This is a genomic window from Verrucomicrobiota bacterium (genome assembly GCA_037139415.1).
Lineage (GTDB): Bacteria > Verrucomicrobiota > Verrucomicrobiia > Limisphaerales > Fontisphaeraceae > JBAXGN01.
In genome coordinates, this window is the sequence record JBAXGN010000096.1 from 1 (window position 1) to 19,209 (window position 19,209).

Annotated in this window: 20 protein-coding genes; 15 read left to right on the forward strand and 5 right to left on the reverse strand. The window is 56.8% G+C overall.

Going from position 1 to position 19,209, the window contains the following annotated elements; all coding sequences use genetic code 11:
* Positions 1–26: 26 nt before the first annotated feature.
* Positions 27–692: a hypothetical protein gene (locus WCO56_16860; protein ID MEI7731248.1), complete on the reverse strand. Its 666-nt coding sequence runs from the start codon at positions 690–692 to the stop codon at positions 27–29.
* 374 nt (positions 693–1,066) lie between these two features.
* Here WCO56_16860 and WCO56_16865 point away from each other — a divergent pair, with 374 nt between their 5' ends.
* The 7 genes from WCO56_16865 to WCO56_16895 all read left to right on the forward strand — a co-directional run bounded on the left by WCO56_16865 (position 1,067) and on the right by WCO56_16895 (position 8,216).
* Positions 1,067–2,650, forward strand: a complete 1,584-nt coding sequence (locus tag WCO56_16865; protein MEI7731249.1) for a cellulase family glycosylhydrolase — start codon at positions 1,067–1,069, stop codon at positions 2,648–2,650.
* Positions 2,628–4,088 carry a GxGYxYP domain-containing protein gene (locus WCO56_16870; GenBank protein ID MEI7731250.1) on the forward strand — a complete coding sequence of 487 codons (1,461 nt, stop codon included), beginning with the start codon at positions 2,628–2,630 and terminating at the stop codon, positions 4,086–4,088. Before WCO56_16865 ends, WCO56_16870 begins: the two co-directional genes overlap by 23 nt.
* Positions 4,036–5,049, forward strand: a complete 1,014-nt coding sequence (locus tag WCO56_16875; protein MEI7731251.1) for a hypothetical protein — start codon at positions 4,036–4,038, stop codon at positions 5,047–5,049. The genes WCO56_16870 and WCO56_16875 overlap by 53 nt, the downstream gene beginning before the upstream one ends.
* Before the next feature lie 25 nt (positions 5,050–5,074).
* Positions 5,075–5,254 (forward strand): hypothetical protein, encoded by a 180-nt coding sequence (locus tag WCO56_16880; protein ID MEI7731252.1) that lies wholly within the window; start codon positions 5,075–5,077, stop codon positions 5,252–5,254.
* A complete protein-coding gene (locus tag WCO56_16885; GenBank protein ID MEI7731253.1) occupies positions 5,251–5,910 on the forward strand; it encodes a hypothetical protein in 660 nt (219 codons plus the stop codon). Before WCO56_16880 ends, WCO56_16885 begins: the two co-directional genes overlap by 4 nt.
* Before the next feature lie 399 nt (positions 5,911–6,309).
* A complete protein-coding gene (locus WCO56_16890; protein ID MEI7731254.1) occupies positions 6,310–7,410 on the forward strand; it encodes a hypothetical protein in 1,101 nt (366 codons plus the stop codon).
* The gene (locus tag WCO56_16895) at positions 7,407–8,216 is read left to right on the forward strand and encodes a hypothetical protein (GenBank protein MEI7731255.1); all 810 of its coding nucleotides are present in this window, start codon (positions 7,407–7,409) and stop codon (positions 8,214–8,216) included. Before WCO56_16890 ends, WCO56_16895 begins: the two co-directional genes overlap by 4 nt.
* Before the next feature lie 248 nt (positions 8,217–8,464).
* Here WCO56_16895 and WCO56_16900 read toward each other — a convergent pair whose 3' ends face one another.
* Positions 8,465–9,796: a hypothetical protein gene (locus WCO56_16900; GenBank protein MEI7731256.1), complete on the reverse strand. Its 1,332-nt coding sequence runs from the start codon at positions 9,794–9,796 to the stop codon at positions 8,465–8,467.
* A gap of 182 nt (positions 9,797–9,978) precedes the next feature.
* The gene (locus WCO56_16905; protein ID MEI7731257.1) at positions 9,979–11,916 is read right to left on the reverse strand and encodes an FAD-dependent oxidoreductase; all 1,938 of its coding nucleotides are present in this window, start codon (positions 11,914–11,916) and stop codon (positions 9,979–9,981) included.
* 191 nt (positions 11,917–12,107) lie between these two features.
* Between WCO56_16905 and WCO56_16910 the strand changes: the two genes are divergently transcribed.
* Positions 12,108–13,010: an alpha/beta hydrolase-fold protein gene (locus WCO56_16910; protein ID MEI7731258.1), complete on the forward strand. Its 903-nt coding sequence runs from the start codon at positions 12,108–12,110 to the stop codon at positions 13,008–13,010.
* Positions 13,011–13,289: 279 nt separating this feature from the next.
* On the opposite strand, the gene WCO56_16915 is transcribed toward WCO56_16910, so the two are convergent.
* Positions 13,290–13,853 carry a UbiX family flavin prenyltransferase gene (locus tag WCO56_16915; GenBank protein ID MEI7731259.1) on the reverse strand — a complete coding sequence of 188 codons (564 nt, stop codon included), beginning with the start codon at positions 13,851–13,853 and terminating at the stop codon, positions 13,290–13,292.
* A 13-nt stretch (positions 13,854–13,866) separates the two neighbouring features.
* Positions 13,867–14,094, reverse strand: a complete 228-nt coding sequence (locus tag WCO56_16920) for a hypothetical protein (GenBank protein MEI7731260.1) — start codon at positions 14,092–14,094, stop codon at positions 13,867–13,869.
* Between the two features lie 221 nt (positions 14,095–14,315).
* Between WCO56_16920 and WCO56_16925 the strand changes: the two genes are divergently transcribed.
* The 7 genes from WCO56_16925 (at position 14,316) to WCO56_16955 (ending at position 19,003) form a co-directional block, all read left to right on the forward strand.
* Complete coding sequence (locus WCO56_16925; protein ID MEI7731261.1) at positions 14,316–14,606, forward strand: hypothetical protein; 291 nt, start codon at positions 14,316–14,318, stop codon at positions 14,604–14,606.
* Positions 14,603–14,917 carry a CopG family antitoxin gene (locus tag WCO56_16930; protein ID MEI7731262.1) on the forward strand — a complete coding sequence of 105 codons (315 nt, stop codon included), beginning with the start codon at positions 14,603–14,605 and terminating at the stop codon, positions 14,915–14,917. Before WCO56_16925 ends, WCO56_16930 begins: the two co-directional genes overlap by 4 nt.
* A gap of 214 nt (positions 14,918–15,131) precedes the next feature.
* Positions 15,132–15,845, forward strand: a complete 714-nt coding sequence (locus WCO56_16935; GenBank protein MEI7731263.1) for a prepilin-type N-terminal cleavage/methylation domain-containing protein — start codon at positions 15,132–15,134, stop codon at positions 15,843–15,845.
* Positions 15,846–15,875: 30 nt separating this feature from the next.
* Complete coding sequence (locus WCO56_16940; GenBank protein ID MEI7731264.1) at positions 15,876–16,538, forward strand: type II secretion system protein; 663 nt, start codon at positions 15,876–15,878, stop codon at positions 16,536–16,538.
* 4 nt (positions 16,539–16,542) lie between these two features.
* Positions 16,543–17,340 carry a type II secretion system protein gene (locus WCO56_16945; GenBank protein ID MEI7731265.1) on the forward strand — a complete coding sequence of 266 codons (798 nt, stop codon included), beginning with the start codon at positions 16,543–16,545 and terminating at the stop codon, positions 17,338–17,340.
* Positions 17,337–17,990 carry a hypothetical protein gene (locus tag WCO56_16950; protein ID MEI7731266.1) on the forward strand — a complete coding sequence of 218 codons (654 nt, stop codon included), beginning with the start codon at positions 17,337–17,339 and terminating at the stop codon, positions 17,988–17,990. Before WCO56_16945 ends, WCO56_16950 begins: the two co-directional genes overlap by 4 nt.
* 257 nt (positions 17,991–18,247) lie before the next feature.
* Complete coding sequence (locus tag WCO56_16955) at positions 18,248–19,003, forward strand: prepilin-type N-terminal cleavage/methylation domain-containing protein (GenBank protein ID MEI7731267.1); 756 nt, start codon at positions 18,248–18,250, stop codon at positions 19,001–19,003.
* The last annotated feature ends 206 nt before the right edge of the window (positions 19,004–19,209 follow it).

Consider the following 19,209-nt stretch of genomic DNA (forward strand, 5'->3'; position numbering starts at 1 on the left):
AACCAAAACAGCTTACAGAAAAACGACTATGCTAACTCGTAAACTGGGGCTAGAGTTCCATCAACTCCTTCAACACATGGCAGGCCGAATCTTTCCCACAGTAAAAAGTGAGGACATAGTTTTCCAAGAGCATTCAGGAAAAACTTGCGCGGTTCCCGTCGGCGCACAAGAGCCCATATGGCAATTGGCCGTAGTAAGTACCAAGGCTCGTCCGTAAGGAGGTATACATTAAACCAACCCGGAAAAGCCGGTGTGCGACAAATAACGTGAGTGTTATCGGAAAGGCATTCTGCGTGATGAACGATGTGCGCCAGTTTAATAGGCGTTCCAGAAAATTCGGGAGGGTTCTCCTTTGGTACCTGAGACAGATTAAGGTCCTGGTTGCTCTCTCTGAACATGGCTTCAAAGTACCATTCACGTCTCATGAAGTCCGTAATCTCGGATGTGTGAACAGTACCGTAATATCCATCACCCTCTACCCAGGGGCATGTGATCCAGTGTGTGCCATCGAGGCCGATGAAGTCTGAAATATCTTCCTCATACTGGTCACGTATATCATATCCAATAACTTTGACCTTAGCCCAAACTGCAATAGGACTCAGAAAATACCCAGGTTCACCTCGTGTCAGATAGATATTAAACCAACCGGGTGGGCAGGAAACAATGTCTAGAATTTCTGTATCATGTTCCATGTGAAGTTTGACGATTACCAAAATGATGAAATGCTTTTCCCACCACTTGACATGATGCGGTTGGGCGAACTGCTTTTAGTTTATCATTCAATAGTGGGCACACTAACTCCTGCGCATAAAGTTAGCAATGTCTTTTCCCCGATATTCCAAACTCACGTGAATTGGTTCGGGCACTGTTTCTGGCACCCGCCGGGGCAATTGGAGTTATCTCATACGCATCCGGTTCATGCGGTCCTGCGACATTCATCCAATCATCGCAACCATGATGTATATGCCGCATCGGAACACAGTGTCCCCCGTACATACCAAAAAAACATCGAAATTGAGGGGTTTTTCCACTTTCTCGATTTCTTCACTTGTTCTACACTGCCCGCATGAAATCCTGGCGTTCCAATTTCTCGGTGCATGGAATAATCCACGCGCTGCTCCTGTGCGCGAGCGTGTCTGCTTTGGCGGCGCTGCCGCGCGGGCACGTCTTTTTCCAATCCGACTTTGAAGGACCAGACGACCTGAATCCCTGGAGCGGTCGCAAGCAAGTTGAGACGGGACACCAGAGCGCACGGAGCCTCTGCGTGGAAAATCGCGGAGCGTCGAAGTCCGGCGCAAGCGCATCCCTGACTTTGCCAGCGGAAGCGATGCGCGGGCACGTCGTGCAGGTAAGCGCGTGGGTAAAGGCGCAGGACGTCAGCGCCAAGCCTAATCCATGGAACGGCGTCAAACTCATGCTGGTCATCCAAACGCCGGAGGGGCCTGAGTATCCACAGGCACCGCTCGGCGTTGGCAGCTTTGATTGGCAGCAGGCCGTTTACCAGGCACGCATCCCCACCAATGCCACCAAAATCACACTCATCGCCGGAATGGAGCAGGTCACCGGCAAAGTCTGGTTCGATGATGTCAAAATTTCCGTGTATCGCGCGATGCGCACAGATGTTCCCGCGCCGGTGGCGGGGCCAATGCACAAGGGGCACGCGCTGCCGCGCCTGCGGGGCGCGATGGTAGCGCCGAATCTCACCGAGGCCAGCCTGCTCATCTTCGGGCAGGAGTGGAACGCCAACGTCATCCGCTGGCAGTTGATCCGCCACGGCAAACCGGGTGCGCCAAGTTCGCTGGAGGATTACGATGCCTGGCTGGACGGCCAGTTGAATAAGCTGGATGAAGTGCTGGGCTGGTGCGCCCGCGCCAAGGTCCTGGTGGTGGTGGACCTGCATTCCCCGCCGGGTGGCAAATCCACCACCAGCGGCTACGTTGGCTCGGATGACCGCCTGTTCACGGATCGCAAGGTGCAGGATAAATTCGTGGCCGTTTGGGAGCGCATTACCAAAAAATACCGTGGTAATCCCTGGATCTGGGGCTTTGATCTGGCCAACGAACCGGTCGAGGATTTCGTCGCGGAGGATTGCGACGATTGGCAGGCACTGGCGGAACGGGCGGGCAAGGCGGTGCGCGCGCTGGACCCGGACCGCACGCTGATCGTCGAACCGTCAAAGTGGGGCGGACCGGATGGTCTACGGGATTTCCTGCCAATCAACGTGAGCAAGGTGGTGTACAGCGTGCACATGTATTTGCCCGGTGAATTCACCCATCAGGGGGTGCATCGCAAAGACGCGCCGCCCGTGGAGTATCCCGGTCAGATCGGCGGCAAGCGGTGGGATAAGGCTGAGCTGGAGCGCGCCCTACAGCCCGTGGTGGATTTTCAGAAGCGTTTCAACGTCCAAATCTATATGGGCGAATTCAGTGCCATCCGCTGGGCACCCAACCAGAGTGCGCACCGTTACCTGAAGGATGTCATAGATATTTTTGAGGCGCACGACTGGGACTGGAGCTATCACGCCTTTCGCGAATGGAGTGGCTGGAGCGTTGAGCACACCGAAGATCCTCAGAACAATCAGCCGGCCGCCCAGCCCACCGAGCGACAGAAACTCCTCCAATCCTGGTATGCCAAGAACCAAAAACCTTAAGAAAAAATCACATCGAGGCACCCTATCGCTCAAGGCACGTTTGCTTTTCCACCTCCTGGGCGTGATGGTGGGATGGATGGTTGTCACCGGCCAGTCTGCCGTGTCCGCGCCAGCGGACACGATGCGGGGTCCGGTGGTATTTTTCGACCTCACCGGACTGTATAAGCTCGATCGTAACGATCCCGAGCAGCGCCGCCAGTTTTGGGACGAAACGCACCTGGTCGTTTCACTGCAAGGGCTGGCCAACCGGCACGCGCCACGCCTGTTCCTGCGTTATATTCGGCAACCGGACGATTTCTGGTGGGAACAAATGACCCAGCCGGGCGGATGGCTGGCAGGCCGCGAAATCGTGCGCCTCACAACCCTCGAAGAATTGCTGAAGCGGTTCCACGATTGTTATCAAGGGGCCGTGGTTTGGGATGAACGCGTGCCGTCCACCTCCAATCTCGCCTCCACCATCGCCGGCTGCGACGATTTGCTCTGCCTGCGTTACGACACCCGCGAGGGCTCGCTTTACCGGCGACTGACGCAAGGCGGACACCGCCTCCCGGTGAAGGTGCGCTTGCTGCTGGAAAATGGGGCGCCCCTGTTCACCGGCGCGGGCCTGATTCCGGGCACGCGCCTCGCGTCCTCCGGCACCGCCAAGGGGGACGCGTACCAATGGCTGATCGAGCACTATGTCAAAACCGGCAAGGCCAACCCGCAGCGCCTAGGCTATTACCTCGACGCGTTTTGGCTCCAGTGCTGGAAGGCCTCAGGCCCGGAGAACCACACCCTGTCGAACCATGATTTCCTGATTGCCCGGCGCGGGGTGTTATTCGATCTGAATGTCTGGGACGACGAAGCCTGGGTGGATGATCCGCAGCAAAAGCCCGGCACGGACGCCGCCACGCTTAAGGCGCTGCTGCGCGCGGCCTATGATCGTTTCAAAGGCGAGGGCGTCATTCAAGTAGCCGGCTTTGTTCCATGGGCGTACAAGTACACGCGATTCAAGAATGCCGCGTGGTCCGCTGGCGGCCGGCATGAAGAGGTGGCGACGGAATGGCGCTACGCGGAGATTCTCTCGTGTTTCAATGCCTATATGGATGCGGATGCCCTCGGCCTGGGTGCCATGGCCAATGCCTCATTTTATCAGCATTATCCCCTGGCGGCACGCTATCCGCAGAATCCCAAACCCACCCGCGCCAGCCTCACCGCGCGGGGTCTGCTCGACGCCCGGGGCCGCATGGCGCCCCGGACGTATGTGGCACATTACGTGGGAGATTATGACGCGGCGGCGTGGCTGTATCGCGAGTTGCCCAGGATGTGGCGCGACCCAGCGCGCGGCACCACCCCACTGTCGTGGGCGTTCAATCCGAACCTCAGCGAGCGTTTCCCCCCTGGGCATGGCGTGGGCGCGGGAACGCCGCAGTTCCAACGACTGGTTTGTCGCCGGTGATTCCGGCGCGGGTTACCTCAATCCCGGCTACCTGACGTTGCCGCGCCCGCACTCGGGTTTGCCCTCTGGACTCGCTGCCTGGGAAAAACATTGCCGGAAATTTTTTGAACAGTGGGACCTCAGTCTCACCGGCTTTGTCATTGACGGGTTTGCGCCGGGCCTGTCACCGGAAGGACTCAGCGCTTACGCGCGTTTCTCGCCGGATGGCATCGTGGGGCAAAAGATCGGGCGCCAAGGCGTGCACCAGGGCATGCCTTATCTGCGGATGCGCACGGATTTGGATGGCCAACCGGCGGAGGCGGCCAGCCGGCTCTACCAACTCAGCCGCGGCACGCCGCCGCGCTTCCTGGTGTGCCGGTCCATTCTCAAAGCCCCAGCCTGGTATGTCCAGTTGGAACAGGAATTACACCGTCTCGCTGGCGACCAAGTCCAGATCGTGGATCTATACACGCTGCTTTGGCTGGTACGCGAATACGAAACCAATCAGACCTGCCGACCGGTTTCTCCGTATGCCAACGCGCGCGAAGTCTCGGGAACGCCTGCGCGCTCGGACGGCCTCACCGCCCTCCCGGGCGGTGACGGGCAGTTTGCCCTGGTTGAACGCAACGGCACCCGTTGCTGGTCGGTGCCCAAGAACCGCTACCTTTACCTCGATGTGGATGACTCATTCTATCGTGCGGGAAGCGGTCCGGTAGAGATTGAACTGCATTACCTGGACACGGGGGTAGGCCGCATCACGTTGCAGTACGATTCCACGGATACCAAGTCAGCCATGGCAGGTGCCTACAAAGGTGGCCCGAAAGCCATCAGCCGCACGGCTACCGGCCAATGGCGCAAGGAAGTTTTCCGCGTGACGGATCCCCGCTTCAACGGATCGCAAAATAGTGAAGCCGATTTCCGCTTTCACAACGGCGGCGACGAATTGCTGATCCGCGCCGTGCGCGTTCGGAAAATGGAATAAACCTTTTGACTGCAAACCACCGTTCTTGAAGATCGGCAACCAGATCGGCAAAAAATGGTATGGATCTAAGATTTTTGGCGTCAATCATCCTCTCATCGAATGGGTTGTGAAAACAATCTCGAGCACCAAAGATCGGCAAAACGGTGAATTTTCCTTCGCATTCGCCCTTGACGCCAGCGGTTGGAGGATTACCCTGCCGTTATGAAAACACTCTCCGCCATCGTCGTGGCTGTGGCCCTGACCGCCATGGTTGTTCCAAACCTGTCCGCCGCCGCACGCGGTAAGGCCGCCCCAAAATCATCGCAGGAAACCTTGCAGGAACAGCAGGAACTCATCATCCGCGAATGCAAGCTGGATGAGGAGCAGCAGAAAACGCTCAAGGAGAAATTCAAGCTCAAGCAGGAAGCCCTCGAGGCCTGGGACAAGGAGAACGGCGAGAAACTAAAAGCCGCCGAAGAAGCCTCCAAGGCCGCGCGAAAAGGTGCCGATGACGCCGCCAAAAAGAAGGCCAATAGCGACCTCAAGGAACTGGAAGCAAAGCGCACACAGGCGACCGCCGAGGCGGATAAAGCCATCCAAGCGGTGTTGTCGGAGGAACAAAAAATCGTTATTGCCGGTGTGGAGTTGGCCCAGACCACCCTGGCACGTTACAAACGTATGAACCTGACCGACGACCAAACCGCCAAGATCAAATCCGCCTGCCAGATTGCAGCAAGAGACCTGGCTGCCGTTCAAGGGGACGATAAAAAATCCAAGCAAGCCCATGCTACGATTCAGAAGAGCCTTAAGTGGGCGATTGATAATGTGATCCTCACGCTGGAGCAGCGCAGCACCATCACCACGCGCCCCGCCAGGAAATAGCGTCTTATTCCAATGAGCTTTCAAGCTGAGACTAAGGCGCGCAGGATTTTGGGCAGCTGGCGATACGCGAGCGAGGCGCATAGGGATGTTTGATCTGAACCGGGGAATCTATCGGCGATCTGGGCAAACAGAGTCGAAGTCCCTGGGCACCACTTCTTCGCCCGGTAATTGGAAGATGGGGGATTAAGGCATGAAAACACCGGAATGATTTGCGAGCGGAGTTATCAACAGTGCGGGATCAAGGGATACCAGCATCCCACGTCCAATATTCGGAACACATAGGCTCGGCAAAAAGAACTATTTCACTAAAGCCACATATTTCACCAATTGGTGAAATATGGCTAAATACTGAAATCGGTTATTGCCATATTTCACTAAATGTGGTAGTTTCACCATGTGATGAAAATGGTAAAAAAACTGAAAGATCGGGATTTAACACCACAATTCGAGGTGGTGATGCGCGAATTGCTGGGGCGCATACCGTTTTTGAAACTGGCTTCACTCAAGCAGAACGCACGGATTTCGCCCCATTCGCCCGACCGCGCTGACCGGCTGGCACAGGTGACGGCGGGTGACCGGAAGTGGACGCTGGTAGTGGAGGAAAAGCGCCTCGGGCAACCGCGCGAGGTGCGGACGGCAGTGCTGCAACTGGAGCATTATCTCAAACATCTGCTGCAGGACGTGCCGCACTATGGGCTGCTGCTCGCGCCGTTCATCTCGGAGGAGTCGGCCAGGATTTGCACCGAAGCCGGTATCGGCTACGCGGACTTGGCGGGTAACGCGCGGTTGTCATTTGATCAGGTGTTCATCGAGACGCGTGCGGCGGACAATCCGTTTCGCGAGAAGCGGGAGACGCGGTCGCTGTTTGCGCCTCGGGCAACGCGGGTGTTGCGGGTCTTGTTGCAAGGGCCGTTGCGTCCGTGGAAGGTGACAGCATTGGCGGAATCGGCACAGGTAAGTCTTGGCTGGGTGAGTGCGGTGCGGCAACAATTGCTGTCACGCGAATGGGCGGCGGAAGCGCCGGGAGGTTTGCGCGTGACGAAACCGGGTGCGGTGCTGGATGCCTGGGTGAAGGCGGATGATTGGGAAAAGCGAACATGCACCCACGAGTATTCCGTTTTGCTATCCGACCCGCTGGAATTGGCGAAAAAGCTCAAAGCAGCATTGCCTGACGCGCCCTTGTTCACCCAGTGGTTTGCCGGGTGGCTGCGGCATCCGCACACGACGCCGGTGGTGGTAACGGCTTATGTGAAGAAATTTCCGGACGACGCGCTGATCACAGAAAAACTGCTGGGGCGGCGAGTGGCGGCTGGGGGTGGAGGATTGCGGCTCGTGCTGCCGAAGGAGGAGGGAGTGTTTCATCCGTCGCAGACGGTGCGTGGGTTTGCGTTGGTGTCGGACGTGCAGATTTATCTCGACCTGTTGCGTGGCGGGTTGCGCGGTGAGGAACAGGCGGAAGAGTTGAAACGGTGGCCGGACTTTGCGGGAGGGTGGGCATGAGCAAGTTCGGAACATTCACGGATTATCCCAAGGAAAGCCTGCTCTCAGCGGAGGCGGCGTTGCTGACCGCGTGGCGTTCGTTGGGCCGATACCACAATGATCTCGTGTTGGTAGGCGGGTTGGCCGTGCATTACCTCACGAAGCACGATGTAGCTGGCCTGCCAGGTGCGGTAACGATGGACGTGGATTTTGGCATCTCGCTGGCCGCATCGGGTGGCCAGTATGGAACAATCAAATCGGATCTGGCAGGGCTGGATTTCAAGTTGGAGGGCAACCGGCTGGTTCGCAGGTTTGGCAACCTGAATCTCTACTTGGATTTTCTGACCGAAGACCCACCTTCACTGACGGGCGCTCGCATCGTGGATGATGTCGTTGCCAGTGTGATTCCCGGTGTGAATCGGGCTCTGGCCTGTCGCCGAAAGGTGCTAGTCAAAGGACGCGACTTATATGGAGCGGAGCAAGAATGCCAAGTCGCAGTAGCGGACATCGGCCCGATGCTCGTGCTCAAATTTAATGCGTTTGGCGGACCAACCGGACGACGGCTTCCGAAGGATGCCTACGACGTCTTGCTCGCCGTCACACGATTTGTGGATGGGCCAGAGGCGGCTGTAGCGGCGTTCCGCGCTGAAGCGGAGACTGGTAATACCGGCTATGAATTCGCACTAATAGCACTTCAAAATGATTTCTCCGCCCCGGGCCAAGACGGTCCAATTCGAGCAGCGGAGTTCCATCCCGGCAATGTCGAGGATCGCGGACGAGTGCGGGAAGATGTAGTGACAGTCGGGAGAATGCTTTTGGGAGATTGAGCCATGTCCCACGCCTGCCCATGCATCACTGCGCGGTCTGCCGGGTAACAATCGGGACGTAGCTGATTCGTAGCATTGCGGGGTGGCGTTCAGGCTGAACTTCGGCGGTCCGTAGCGGAAATGGTTGCCCGCCAATAGCCCAGACCGCCCTCAACGGTTTGGAACACATTGGACCACGTGGGCCCGCGCTCCTTCCACTGGCGCGGCCAGCGTGCCCTCGGGGGCGGGATGTTTGAACCAACCGCAGTTTATCGGGCGGGCGTCAGGACCAGATGGCAGGCCTCATTCTCCCCCACCTTGGTCAAGGTCAGGCGCACCCGGTCTCCCGTCTTGTCCAGCCGATAACCGTTGCTGGCAGGGATTTTATCCGGCGTCACGGGAAGGTCCAAGTTCGCAGAGGCAATGACGTTCAGGCTCACCGCAAAATTGGCGGGTGCATTTTTCAGCTCCAGCGTCACCGCCGCCGGTCCTTTGCCCGTCCACCCGACGATCAGTTCGCAACGTCCGCCGCGCTTGCTCGCCAGGCACGCCAGCGAACCATCGCAACCCTCAACGGGGACGCGGGTCTGGCCGGCGGTGGAGCCGTACCATTGATACGCGCTGAAGACGGGATACGGTTCGGACTGCGCCGTGATGATTCCGCCGAGGTAGTCATCCGCCTTGCCCCAATTGGCGCGACAGGCGCGATCCACCCTGTACACGTTCTCCAGATAATGGAACCAAACCACCGCGCGCCCCGGCAGCAGCCGCCCGGGTTTGTCGGGACCGGCGCCCCATTCGTCGCAGTGAATCTCGCGAATCTTAAGATCCGCATGGCTCGTGATGAATTCACGCATGCGGCCCAGTTGCCATTTGGACTTTTCCGGCTGGGCCGGATCCCAACCGGTGTAGTGCCAGGCAAGGTAGTTACACTCCAGCTTGTGAGCGCGGCAATAGTCGAGGAAGGCTTTGTACTTGTCATAACTGGGAAAGGCGAAGCCGGGACCGCAGAGCAGCGCTTGCGGCTCGACTTCACGTAGCGCCTTGAAGGCATGGGCATACAGTTCATAGTACTTCTCGATCGGCTTGTGGCTGCAATCCGGCTCGTTCACCGGCTCCCAGATGACGCGCCCGGCGCGCGGGCCAATTTGGGCGGCGAGTTTTTTCACCTCCGCTTCATAGCGCGCAAAATCCACCGGCTGGGAGGCAATCAGATCGCTCATCACAAGTTTATAGCACGCACCAAGGGATTCCACGCGATCAATCGCGCCGGTCAGGCCGTTGCCGATGCGCCCCCGGAACTGATGGCCGATGCGCCAGAGCGACGGGTGCAGCGGGCGAAGCAAATCGTCAGGCGTCTGATCGCGCAGTCCGCCGAGAAAGCCAATGCGCGGCTGGACACTGCCGGCCTCGCGGTTGAAATCCACCGTGAGGGTTCGCGGGGCGGCAGTTTCGGCGGCTCCCCCCGAAGTCATTCCAAACAGAAGCATCACGGCGAACGTGAACCAACCACGCATGACCATACGGAGAAGAAATTGCATTCCGCCACACTCCCAGCTTGAAGCGGTGCGGATAACGAATTGCCGAAGCCTTGTATTCATGCGCGATGGTTTCATATCACAACCTGTTCTTTGTGCAAGGTTCGTTTTGGCACTTCTGAAAGCGATGAACGAAAAGCGGCCAGCTTGACTGGGAGCAGAGGTGCTGGCAAATTCTCATCATGCGACAGGTTTTAATACATCCAGGTGAAGATGGCTATTGGGTGGCGGAGTGTCCCAGCTTTTTACGGGGTTGCTGAGGGCCGCTGTTTGGCCCAATCGGGATGTTTCGCTTTGTACTCCTGGAAAGCCTCGTATTCGGCGGCATTGATGCTGCCATTTTTATCGGTGTCAATCAGCGCAAAAAGCCATTCCCAACCGGGCTTGCCCGCGTTCCACTCGGCCCGGGATATCAACCCATCGCCGTCGGTGTCGCACTCCTTCAATAATGTGACAAAGGTCAAGGCCCGTCCCTTGGTGGCATGATCCTGACGCGGCCCGCCGGTCCAAGCGAGCTTCTGCCCGGCCTGTTCCAAAGCCTCCCGTAAGGCGGTCGGGGAAATCTGCTGCACAGTCACCTTCTCCGTGAGCGCGCGCACGGCGGCAATTCCGGCGGATTCACCGCAGATCATGAACACCGGTTCCATGCGCGCTGAAGCGTAGCCCAGGTGCGACGCGGAAAAACAGACCGGCACCAGCAGGTTGACGCACTCCTCCGGTCGCGGCGTGATTGCCCGGTAGGGAATCGGGTACGGAATGTCGGTGGGACCACGGCTGCCGCCCACAAACATCTTCCCTTCGAGTCCGACATACACCCGGCCTTCGCGCTGGAACCAGATGCGCCGCGCCGGATAGGTGTCAATGCCGTATTGCGCCAGCCCGATGGAATCCTCAATTTTGGTCTCATTGTACACATCATGGGCGGTGATGGTGTAAACGCCGTTCATGCGGCGGGCCACCCGGATATAGAGCTGATGCGGCCAACCCTGGGTGTCGGGATGGAAGCGCGCATCCAAACCCAGCGCTGCGGTTTTTTTGCGGAACGCCTCGGGCACGCGCGCATCCGTGCTCATGAACGCATGCAGGCCGCGCAGATAATCCTGGTGCTGCTTCCAGGCACGCGCCTTGGCGGCATCATCCCCCGCTGCATACAGATGGCTGATCCCCACCGGGGCCATGGAGAAAAGGGATTCCCGATGGTAATTCCATTCGGCGGAGTTCATCCAGCCTGGGAAGATGCGGGTCAACCGCTGGAAAAGCTGAGCCTCATCCGGAATGGTTTTGGCCAGGTATTCCACATAACGCCCCACCAGCTCAAAGTCTTTGGGATCATAGTTGGATGGAGGCGTGAGGGGAATCCGGCGGGCCGGATCATCCGTGGTGTAATACCGGTAATTATAGGCCTGCGTGTACTCATCCGCCGCTCCCACCGGTTTGCCATGATCCGCCTCCACCCATTTCAGCAAGCCGCTTTCCGGCTTGCCTGGAATTACAAACGGATCAATGGGCGCTTCCTCCATGGGCGGTTGAACCCCGGCATATTTCTCGCCGTACTCGGTCGCTGCTTCACGTCCCACCCGGGAGGATACCCCGGCTCGTGCCATCAAGTCACCCTCGTAGCTGGCATCAATGAAGATTTTGGCGGTAACCCGCAGATGCGCGCGGGCCTTGGGTTGGGCGACCGGGCAGCCCAACGCGTCGAACGGCGCCAGATCAAACACCGCCACCTGTAGCGTGGCCCCCTGTTTCTCACAGGATGCAATGCGATGCTCAAAGAGGACCGGGATTTTGTGTTCCTGGAGCAACTTCTGAAAATCTTCGCGCACAGCCAGGGGACTGGTTTTGGAAAGCGATGCGCGTTTGAGTTCATTGCCGTCCCACTCGGGTTGTCCGAGCGCCTTGAGCAATTGCCGGGTCAACCCGCCGGTAGCCTCGAAGTTCGGGCAATCCTGCATCGGCTTGAGTCCGGCACCCAACATGCCGCCGACCCAGCGGCTGGGTTCCACGATCACCACGGAGCGTCCGGCGCGTTGCACTGCGATCGCCGAGAGGATTCCCCCGGGGGTGGCGCCATACACGCAGACTTCGGCGGTTTGGGTGAGGGGTGTTTCTGCGGCAACCGTGAAATGTGGGCCTGCCGCCAAAGCGGCGAACGCCAGGGAAAGCATTACGTGACAGCGCATAGTTTTGAGCAGGGTAGCGGGAGTATGACTGGTTGGCGATTAGAAAAATGGCCTTGGGAAAGACCAAAAACCTAAACAAGGGAACAAAAGCAAGGATGAGAAGGCCGTTAGCCCGAGATGAGGTAAACTCACCTATCGCTTTTCCTTCCCTTTCCGCCAGTTTGATGGTAAGCTCCTCCTGAATCGCATTTATGAAAACGACCATCTTATTGGCAGCCAGTCTTAGTTTCGTGCTAACCCTCGGCGCGGCCGAGAAAGCGGCGACCCCGGATGATCAATACAAACCCGGCCCGGACTCCATGCCCCAGGCGGGCATCCCCCACGGCATGGTCACCAAATATACGATGGCCGATTGCAAAACCTACCCGGGCTTTGCGCACGATTACTGGGTCTATGTCCCGGCGCAATACAACCCCGCCAAACCGGCCAACCTGATGGTGTTCCAGGATGGCAAAGGCTTTGCCGACACCAACGGCCCGTTCCGCGTGCCAGTGGTGTTCGACAACCTCATTCACAAAAAGGAAATGCCCGTCACCATCGCCCTCATGATCAATCCCGGCGACAAACCCCTCAAGCCGGGTGAAGCGCCGCGCAAACGGGCCGACGGCCGTCCTGCGGGGGCCATGAACCGCAGCGTGGAATACGATACCATGAGCGACGCGTATGCAAAGTTCCTCATCGAAGAAGTCATTCCGGAAGTGGCCAAACAATATCGCCTGACGGACAACCCCGAGGGCTGGGCGATCTGCGGTAATAGCTCCGGTGGCATCTGTTCCTTCACCGTGGCATGGGAACGGCCCGATAAATTTCGCAAGGTCGTCAGCCACATTGGCAGTTTCACGAACATCCGGGGCGGCGGCAAATACCCGGAGCTGGTGCGGACCACGCCCAAGAAACCGCTGCGCGTCTTTCTGCAGGACGGCAAGAACGACTTGGTAAATCAGTTCGGAAGCTGGCCCGAGGCGAACCAGGCCATGGCCGCAGTGCTGAAGGAAAAAGGCTACGATTATCAGTTTATCCTTGGCGAAGGCACCCATTCCGGGAAACACGGCGGTTCCATCTTCCCGGATACCCTGCGTTGGATTTGGCGATAACCTGCAAACTGTTTGAAGTTCAAGCGCGCTGGGAAATGACAAACGGTCTGCCGACTGGGAAGTCGGCGACACAGCAGGTTTTGAAACCTGCGGTACGGGGAATGCGGGCACCCGCGTTTTGTACCGCAGACTTCCAAGTCTGCTGTATCGCAGGTTTCCTAACCTGCAAGGTGTTTGAAGGTCGAGCGCACTGGGAAGTCGGCGACACAGCAGGTTTCCTAACCTTACTGATCCTTCATCCACACAATGGAACGGCCGCCTCGGTTGTTGCGGGTGAAATTATTGGCCTTCTTTCTCCGCCTGCCAGCGGGGCATGAGGGAGTGTTCCATCCCCAAATGATCCAATACCCGTGCCACCACCGTATCCATCACTTGCTCAACCGTTTGCGGTCGGGAGTAAAAGCTTGGGTTAGCCGGAATCAGCATCGCCCCGGCAAGTAATAATAGCTCAAAGTTTCGGACATGAATCAGGCTGAGCGGGGTCTCGCGGGGCACCAGAATCAGCTTTTTACGTTCCTTGAGCATTACATCCGCCGCCCGCAGCAAGGCATCCTCGCTGTATCCATGGGCAATGCGACCCAGCGTCCCCATGCTGCACGGGATGACGACCATCGCATCGAAGGCATTGGACCCGCTCGCAAACGGGACATTCATACTCTTAAGGCCATGCTGCTTAACACCTTCTGGTAATCGAATCCCGCCGGGTAATTCCTCGGCGATGACCACCGGGGCATACCGGCTAAGCACCACATGTACCTCATGTTGCCGGGTATCGAGATTATCCAGCAACCGCTGGGCGTACAGGGAACCGCTGGCTCCCGTGATGGCAATCAGTAAGCGCACAAGTCCCTTGGCACTAGGCGGCTTTTCGGGCAACGCGACGCTTGATGGTCAGACTGCTCACATGGTGGACATCCAGAATATGGATGTAACCGGATATATCCACAATCACCAGCGTATCTTTGCCGGGCGTCATCGCCACTTGCTCCGGATGAAGCACAGAAAACGTTTGGGTACCCGCATGGATTTCCAAGGGGCGAAACGGGGTATGTTTCAGGGCCGACTGTAAATCTTGAATTTTCATAATGAACGCTTGGTTTCAAGCACCATGCCTTCAAGATAAGCACGATTCAGCCCGACGACAAGCCACGTTTTTAATAATTATTTTTCTGCCGGTTCATTTTTCTGCATGGTTCGAGGCCATCTTTCTGCAAAAATCTTCAAAAACCCCATTGACAACCAACTTAAGATGATGTAAATACAGGGTACATACAATGCATGGCCGAATGATGTACGAGCAAAAATATGGACTTTGATTGGAACAACATGCCGTTTGACCTGAATGAGAACCTCATTTCCCAGCGGGAAGTCGAGGAATCATTTGAAGATCCGTTTGCCGTTCATCTCCTGCCCGATACCGCGCGGTTCTCCGTCCAAGCCCGTTTTTTCAATTTAGGCATGTCTTCCGGCGGTATCGGTATCTTCAGCGTCTATCGCACCAACGGCAAGTTGACCCGCATCATTTACGCCCGGCAATTTTCGCCGGAGGAAAAGTTTTTCTACCAAAAGAAGATGAACCAATTGCTGGCACAATGAATACCATAACCAACTGGGATGAAGTGCCGCTCTTCGACAATGAGGAAGCGGAAGCGTCGTTTTGGGTCGAAAACCGCATTGACCTGCGGTTGATGGAAACCGCCGTCGCGGCCAGTTCCGAGATTTCCGATTCCGTCACGATTACCCTGCGCATGGACCCGCGGATGCTCTCGCGGATCAAGCGCTTGGCCCGGTCGCGGTACCTGAACTACCAGAGCATGATCAAACAATGGATGAGCGAACGCCTGGAATATGAATTCCGTGATCGTATGAACGAGAACGGCTCCAACATCCGGGCCGGAAGAATGTAAAATGGCAAAGCAATTTCCAGCCACCCATCGGTTGTACCAAGCACCGGCTAAAGCCGGGACGTCAACCGGGGTGCGTCGCAGCTTGGCGTGGTTTGGAGTCCCGGCTTCAGCCGGTCGGCATCCGGTTGTAATTGCTGGAAATGATGTTGCTTCCCGCGCCGTAATGCGGCTAAATAGTGAGCATGTTATCACGATTAATCGCAAATAACCGTTTATGACTAGCACGATACAACGAACTGGTTTATTGCCCGAGGGGATGCCTCCTCGAGGGCAATGGCGCGCCTTTACTTTAATTGAATTGCTCGTGGTCATCGCCGTCATCGGGGTGCTCGCGGGCCTGTTATTGACGGTTGGGCCGGCAGTTAAAACCCGGGGGAAAATTGCCATGGTGCGCGCGCAATTGAAGCAGATCGAGACGGCGATTGAGTCGTACAATGCTAAAAACGGGTTTTATCCCCCAGCCAATGCCAACCTAACCGTGAACCAAACCCGGGGATGGTGCGCCTCGAATTCCTTGTTCTATGAGTTGACTGGGACTATCTATGATCCAACAATACCACCCAAAGGAGGCTATTATGATCTATATCAAACCAATACGCTCACTGTGGATGTTGGCGGCAGTGTAAACGGCATGTCTGGCATTACCGGCTTTGCCAACTCTGAAGCGGGCAAACGCGGCAAGAATTACCTGAGCGGTGATCCCAAGACCGAGATCCTGAACGGGTTCCGTTTCCTTTCCGTTCCGGTGCTCTGGCCCGCCAATGTTGCCGGGCGTCCGTTTGCTGCATTGCCCGAAAAAAATATCTGGTTTTACGACTCAAAAAGCCAGCGGCGTCACAATGCCAACTCGTACGACCTTTGGGCGGAACTAATTTTGCCGACCACGACGGGTTACAAAACGAATATCATCGCCAACTGGAAAGAATGACCTTAACCATCCGCAAACACGTTTAACCTTATGAAAAAATCTCTCAACCAACCCGCTCGCCGGACGCTGGCTTTTACCCTGATTGAGTTGCTGGTGGTCATCGCCATCATTGCCATCCTGGCCGGATTGTTGCTGCCCGCGATCGCCAACGCCAAATTGAAGGCCAAAATCGCCATGACCAAGGCCAACATGCGCAATTTGATATCCGCCATTGCCAGCTACGAGAAAACCTATAGCGTCATGCCGTACCCAGTGCGGTTGACGAACGATATCACGGTCGGGATTTGGAGCGGAACCGGAGCCGGTGGCCCGTCGGGGGTGATTGTGAGTGGGTACACGGGCGGTTATTCCAATAATGCGTTAGTCATGGATATTCTGCGGGACAAAACCAGTTCAACCGCGCTTAATCCAGTCCCCAGTAACCCCGGACATGCGCGGAATCCCCAGCAAATCGTTTTTATCGAACCCAAAACCACGACCACCGCCGATGGGGTTAATGCCAACGGCCTGTTTCTTGACCCGTGGGGGCATGAATTCGTGATTACGCTTGCAACGAGCGGTAATGAGACGGCTTGGGATACCGTCTATACCAATGCCGCCAACGCGCCCATCATGATCTGGTCAGCCGGGCCTAATTATAATCAAGCCTCGGCGAACGGGGTCAATGCGGATAACATCCTGAGTTGGAAATAACGGTATGCAAACGCGCGCACAATTCCAGTTCCAGTTACGGAAGTTCGGTGGCCGTCGGCTGCGCCGGGTGGCGGCGTTCACCGTGATCGAATTGCTGGTGGTCATCGGCATCATCGGTATCCTTTCCTATGCCGCCATGCCGGCGCTGAAGAACATCAAGAAGGCCGATTCGGTCAAGGCGGCCAGTCAGCAATTGATCGACGATATCGCCTTCGCGCGGCGCGAGGCGATCCGCAACCGGAGCACTGTTTACATGGTGTTTCTGCCGAACACGGGACGCATAACAACTGCGGGACTCGACCCGCGATATAACCTGTATCGGCTGACCAATATCCTCACCAAACAATACACCGGCTATGCGTTGTACACCGACCGCCGGCTGGGGGATCAGCCCGGGCAGGGCTCTCCGAAATACCTGACGGAGTGGAAACCGTTGCCGCAAGGCGTGTTCATTGCGTCCAACAAATTTTCCACAAATTATGTCGTGGCCAGTGCCACCGCCAGAGCCACCAATGTGTTTCAGTTCAGAACATATTCCATTCCGTTCCCGTACGAGACCAATACTACCGCTAAGTTGCCGGCGATCGCGTTCAATTATCTGGGGCAATTGGCCTCTCTGAGCACGGAAGTCATCCCCTTGGCGCGCGGTTATGTTACGGTCAAGCCTTGGCCGGCGTCTGCGGTGCCCGGCGAAGATCCGGCGGGAAACTCCAGCGATCCGCTTAAATTTAACCATGTCGTGATTGACGGGCTGACCGGACGTGCTTGGGTTGATCGCATGGAAGTATGGAAATTACCATGAAAACACGCCATCAATATTTCCCAGCGGGGAGCGGGGCCTTCACCATGATTGAGCTGGCATTATGCATTGCCATCATTGGCTTTGCCTTGGTCGCCATCATGGGCGTCATGCCCACCGGCGCGCGCACCCAAAAGGATAACCGGGAAGAAACCATTATTGATCAGGATGCCCGTTACCTGATGCAGGCCATCCGTAACGGCACCGTTCACGGACCTAACCAGTTGGTAGGGCTGGTGGAGCGAACCAATGCGCCGGCGCTCCTTCCCAATGTGGTTATGGGCAACGCGCCCGGCTGGTCCATTGAGCAAATTATCAGCTATCTCAGCCAGCCGGGCATCAAGTATCTCGAAATGCGTTCGATCTCCGGTCCGCTGTCGGACAAAGCATCGTCAGTGGCGGATTTGGCCTTTCGCTATCGGTTGGCGGTGGACGTCGTGCCCTTCACCACGACGATTCGCTCAAACTATTTATCCGTCTTGCAGACCAACTTGCATGATGTTCGTCTGACCTTCGAGTGGCCGGTGCGTCCCGATGGCTATCTGGCACCTAATCCCAGCTCCAGCAGCCCCAAAATGTACCGCATGTTGGTTCGTGGCCACTATGAAAACGTGGCCGTTGGCCCCAACACCTACACCATCTTAAAGCCATGATGACTTCGCCACATTCGCAAACCGATTTTTTCCTCTCCCCAAGGGAGAGGATACAGGTGAGGGGGAACGGAGCTTCAAATCCTTCCCAACCCGTAAAATTCACCACCACTCCATGTGCTGTCCCCCATTCCGAAATCGGGTATTCCGCATTCCGAATTCCGCATTCCGAATCTACTTCACGTGCTGTCCCCCATTCCGCAATCCGCAATCCGAATTCCGAAATCGGGTATTCCGCAATCCGCAATCCGCAATCCGCAATGAAAGGTGTTCGCGCTTTCACGCTGGTGGAAATGGTGGTGGCGCTTGGGATTTTAACCATGATCATCGTCGGTTTGCTCGGCATCTTCAACCAAATCTCCAAGGCATTGCGCCAAAGTAATACGCAGACGGATGTCATGGAAAGCGGGCGCATGTTGACGGAGCTGTGGGCCCGGGAAATTCCGCAAGCCTCCCTTTCCGGGGGCATGGTGGCCAATTACAACCGTAACTTTCGGGTGGATTACATTACCAACTATTCTCAAACCCTGCCCGGACTCCCATCGCAAACCGTAATCAACAACCTCAACCGGTTTTTCTTCCTGCTTCGAACCAACCAGACTTGGGTGGGCATCGGCTATGATGTGCGTCCCACCACCTACGGCTACGGCCAGCTCTATCGTTATTTGAGTGTCCCAACCAATCAAAATGCCGGCGCGCTGGATTTCGGCTTCACCAGCGCTGGCTGGGAGGATAAAACCTTGAATCTGCTGGTGGATGGCGTGGTGCGCATGGACGTGCGCGCCTATGATACCAATGGTTTGGAATATGCTTCGCCCATGCTGTTCACCAACCAGCATTTGCCGGCCTACCTCGAAATTGATCTGGGCGTGTTGGAAGCGGATACCGTCAAGAAACTGCAAGCGCGTCCGCCAACCGAAGTGCTCAACTATCTCACGAATTCCCCCCTGAGTGCCGGGCGGGTCCACTTGTTTCGTCAACATATTTCTATCATCAGTGATAGCGCCAACCAATGAGCAACTCTCGTAACATCCTATCGCCCCCCCCCCGTAGCCGTCGACGTAAGGAGACGGACCCTTCCGCAATCTCCCCAAGGGAGACGATCCAGGTGAGGGAGAACGGAGCCTCAGACCTTTCCCAACCCGTTAAATTCACAACCACTCTCAGCCACGCGGCCTCACCCTGTGCTATCCCCCATTCCGCACTCCGCATTCCGCACTCC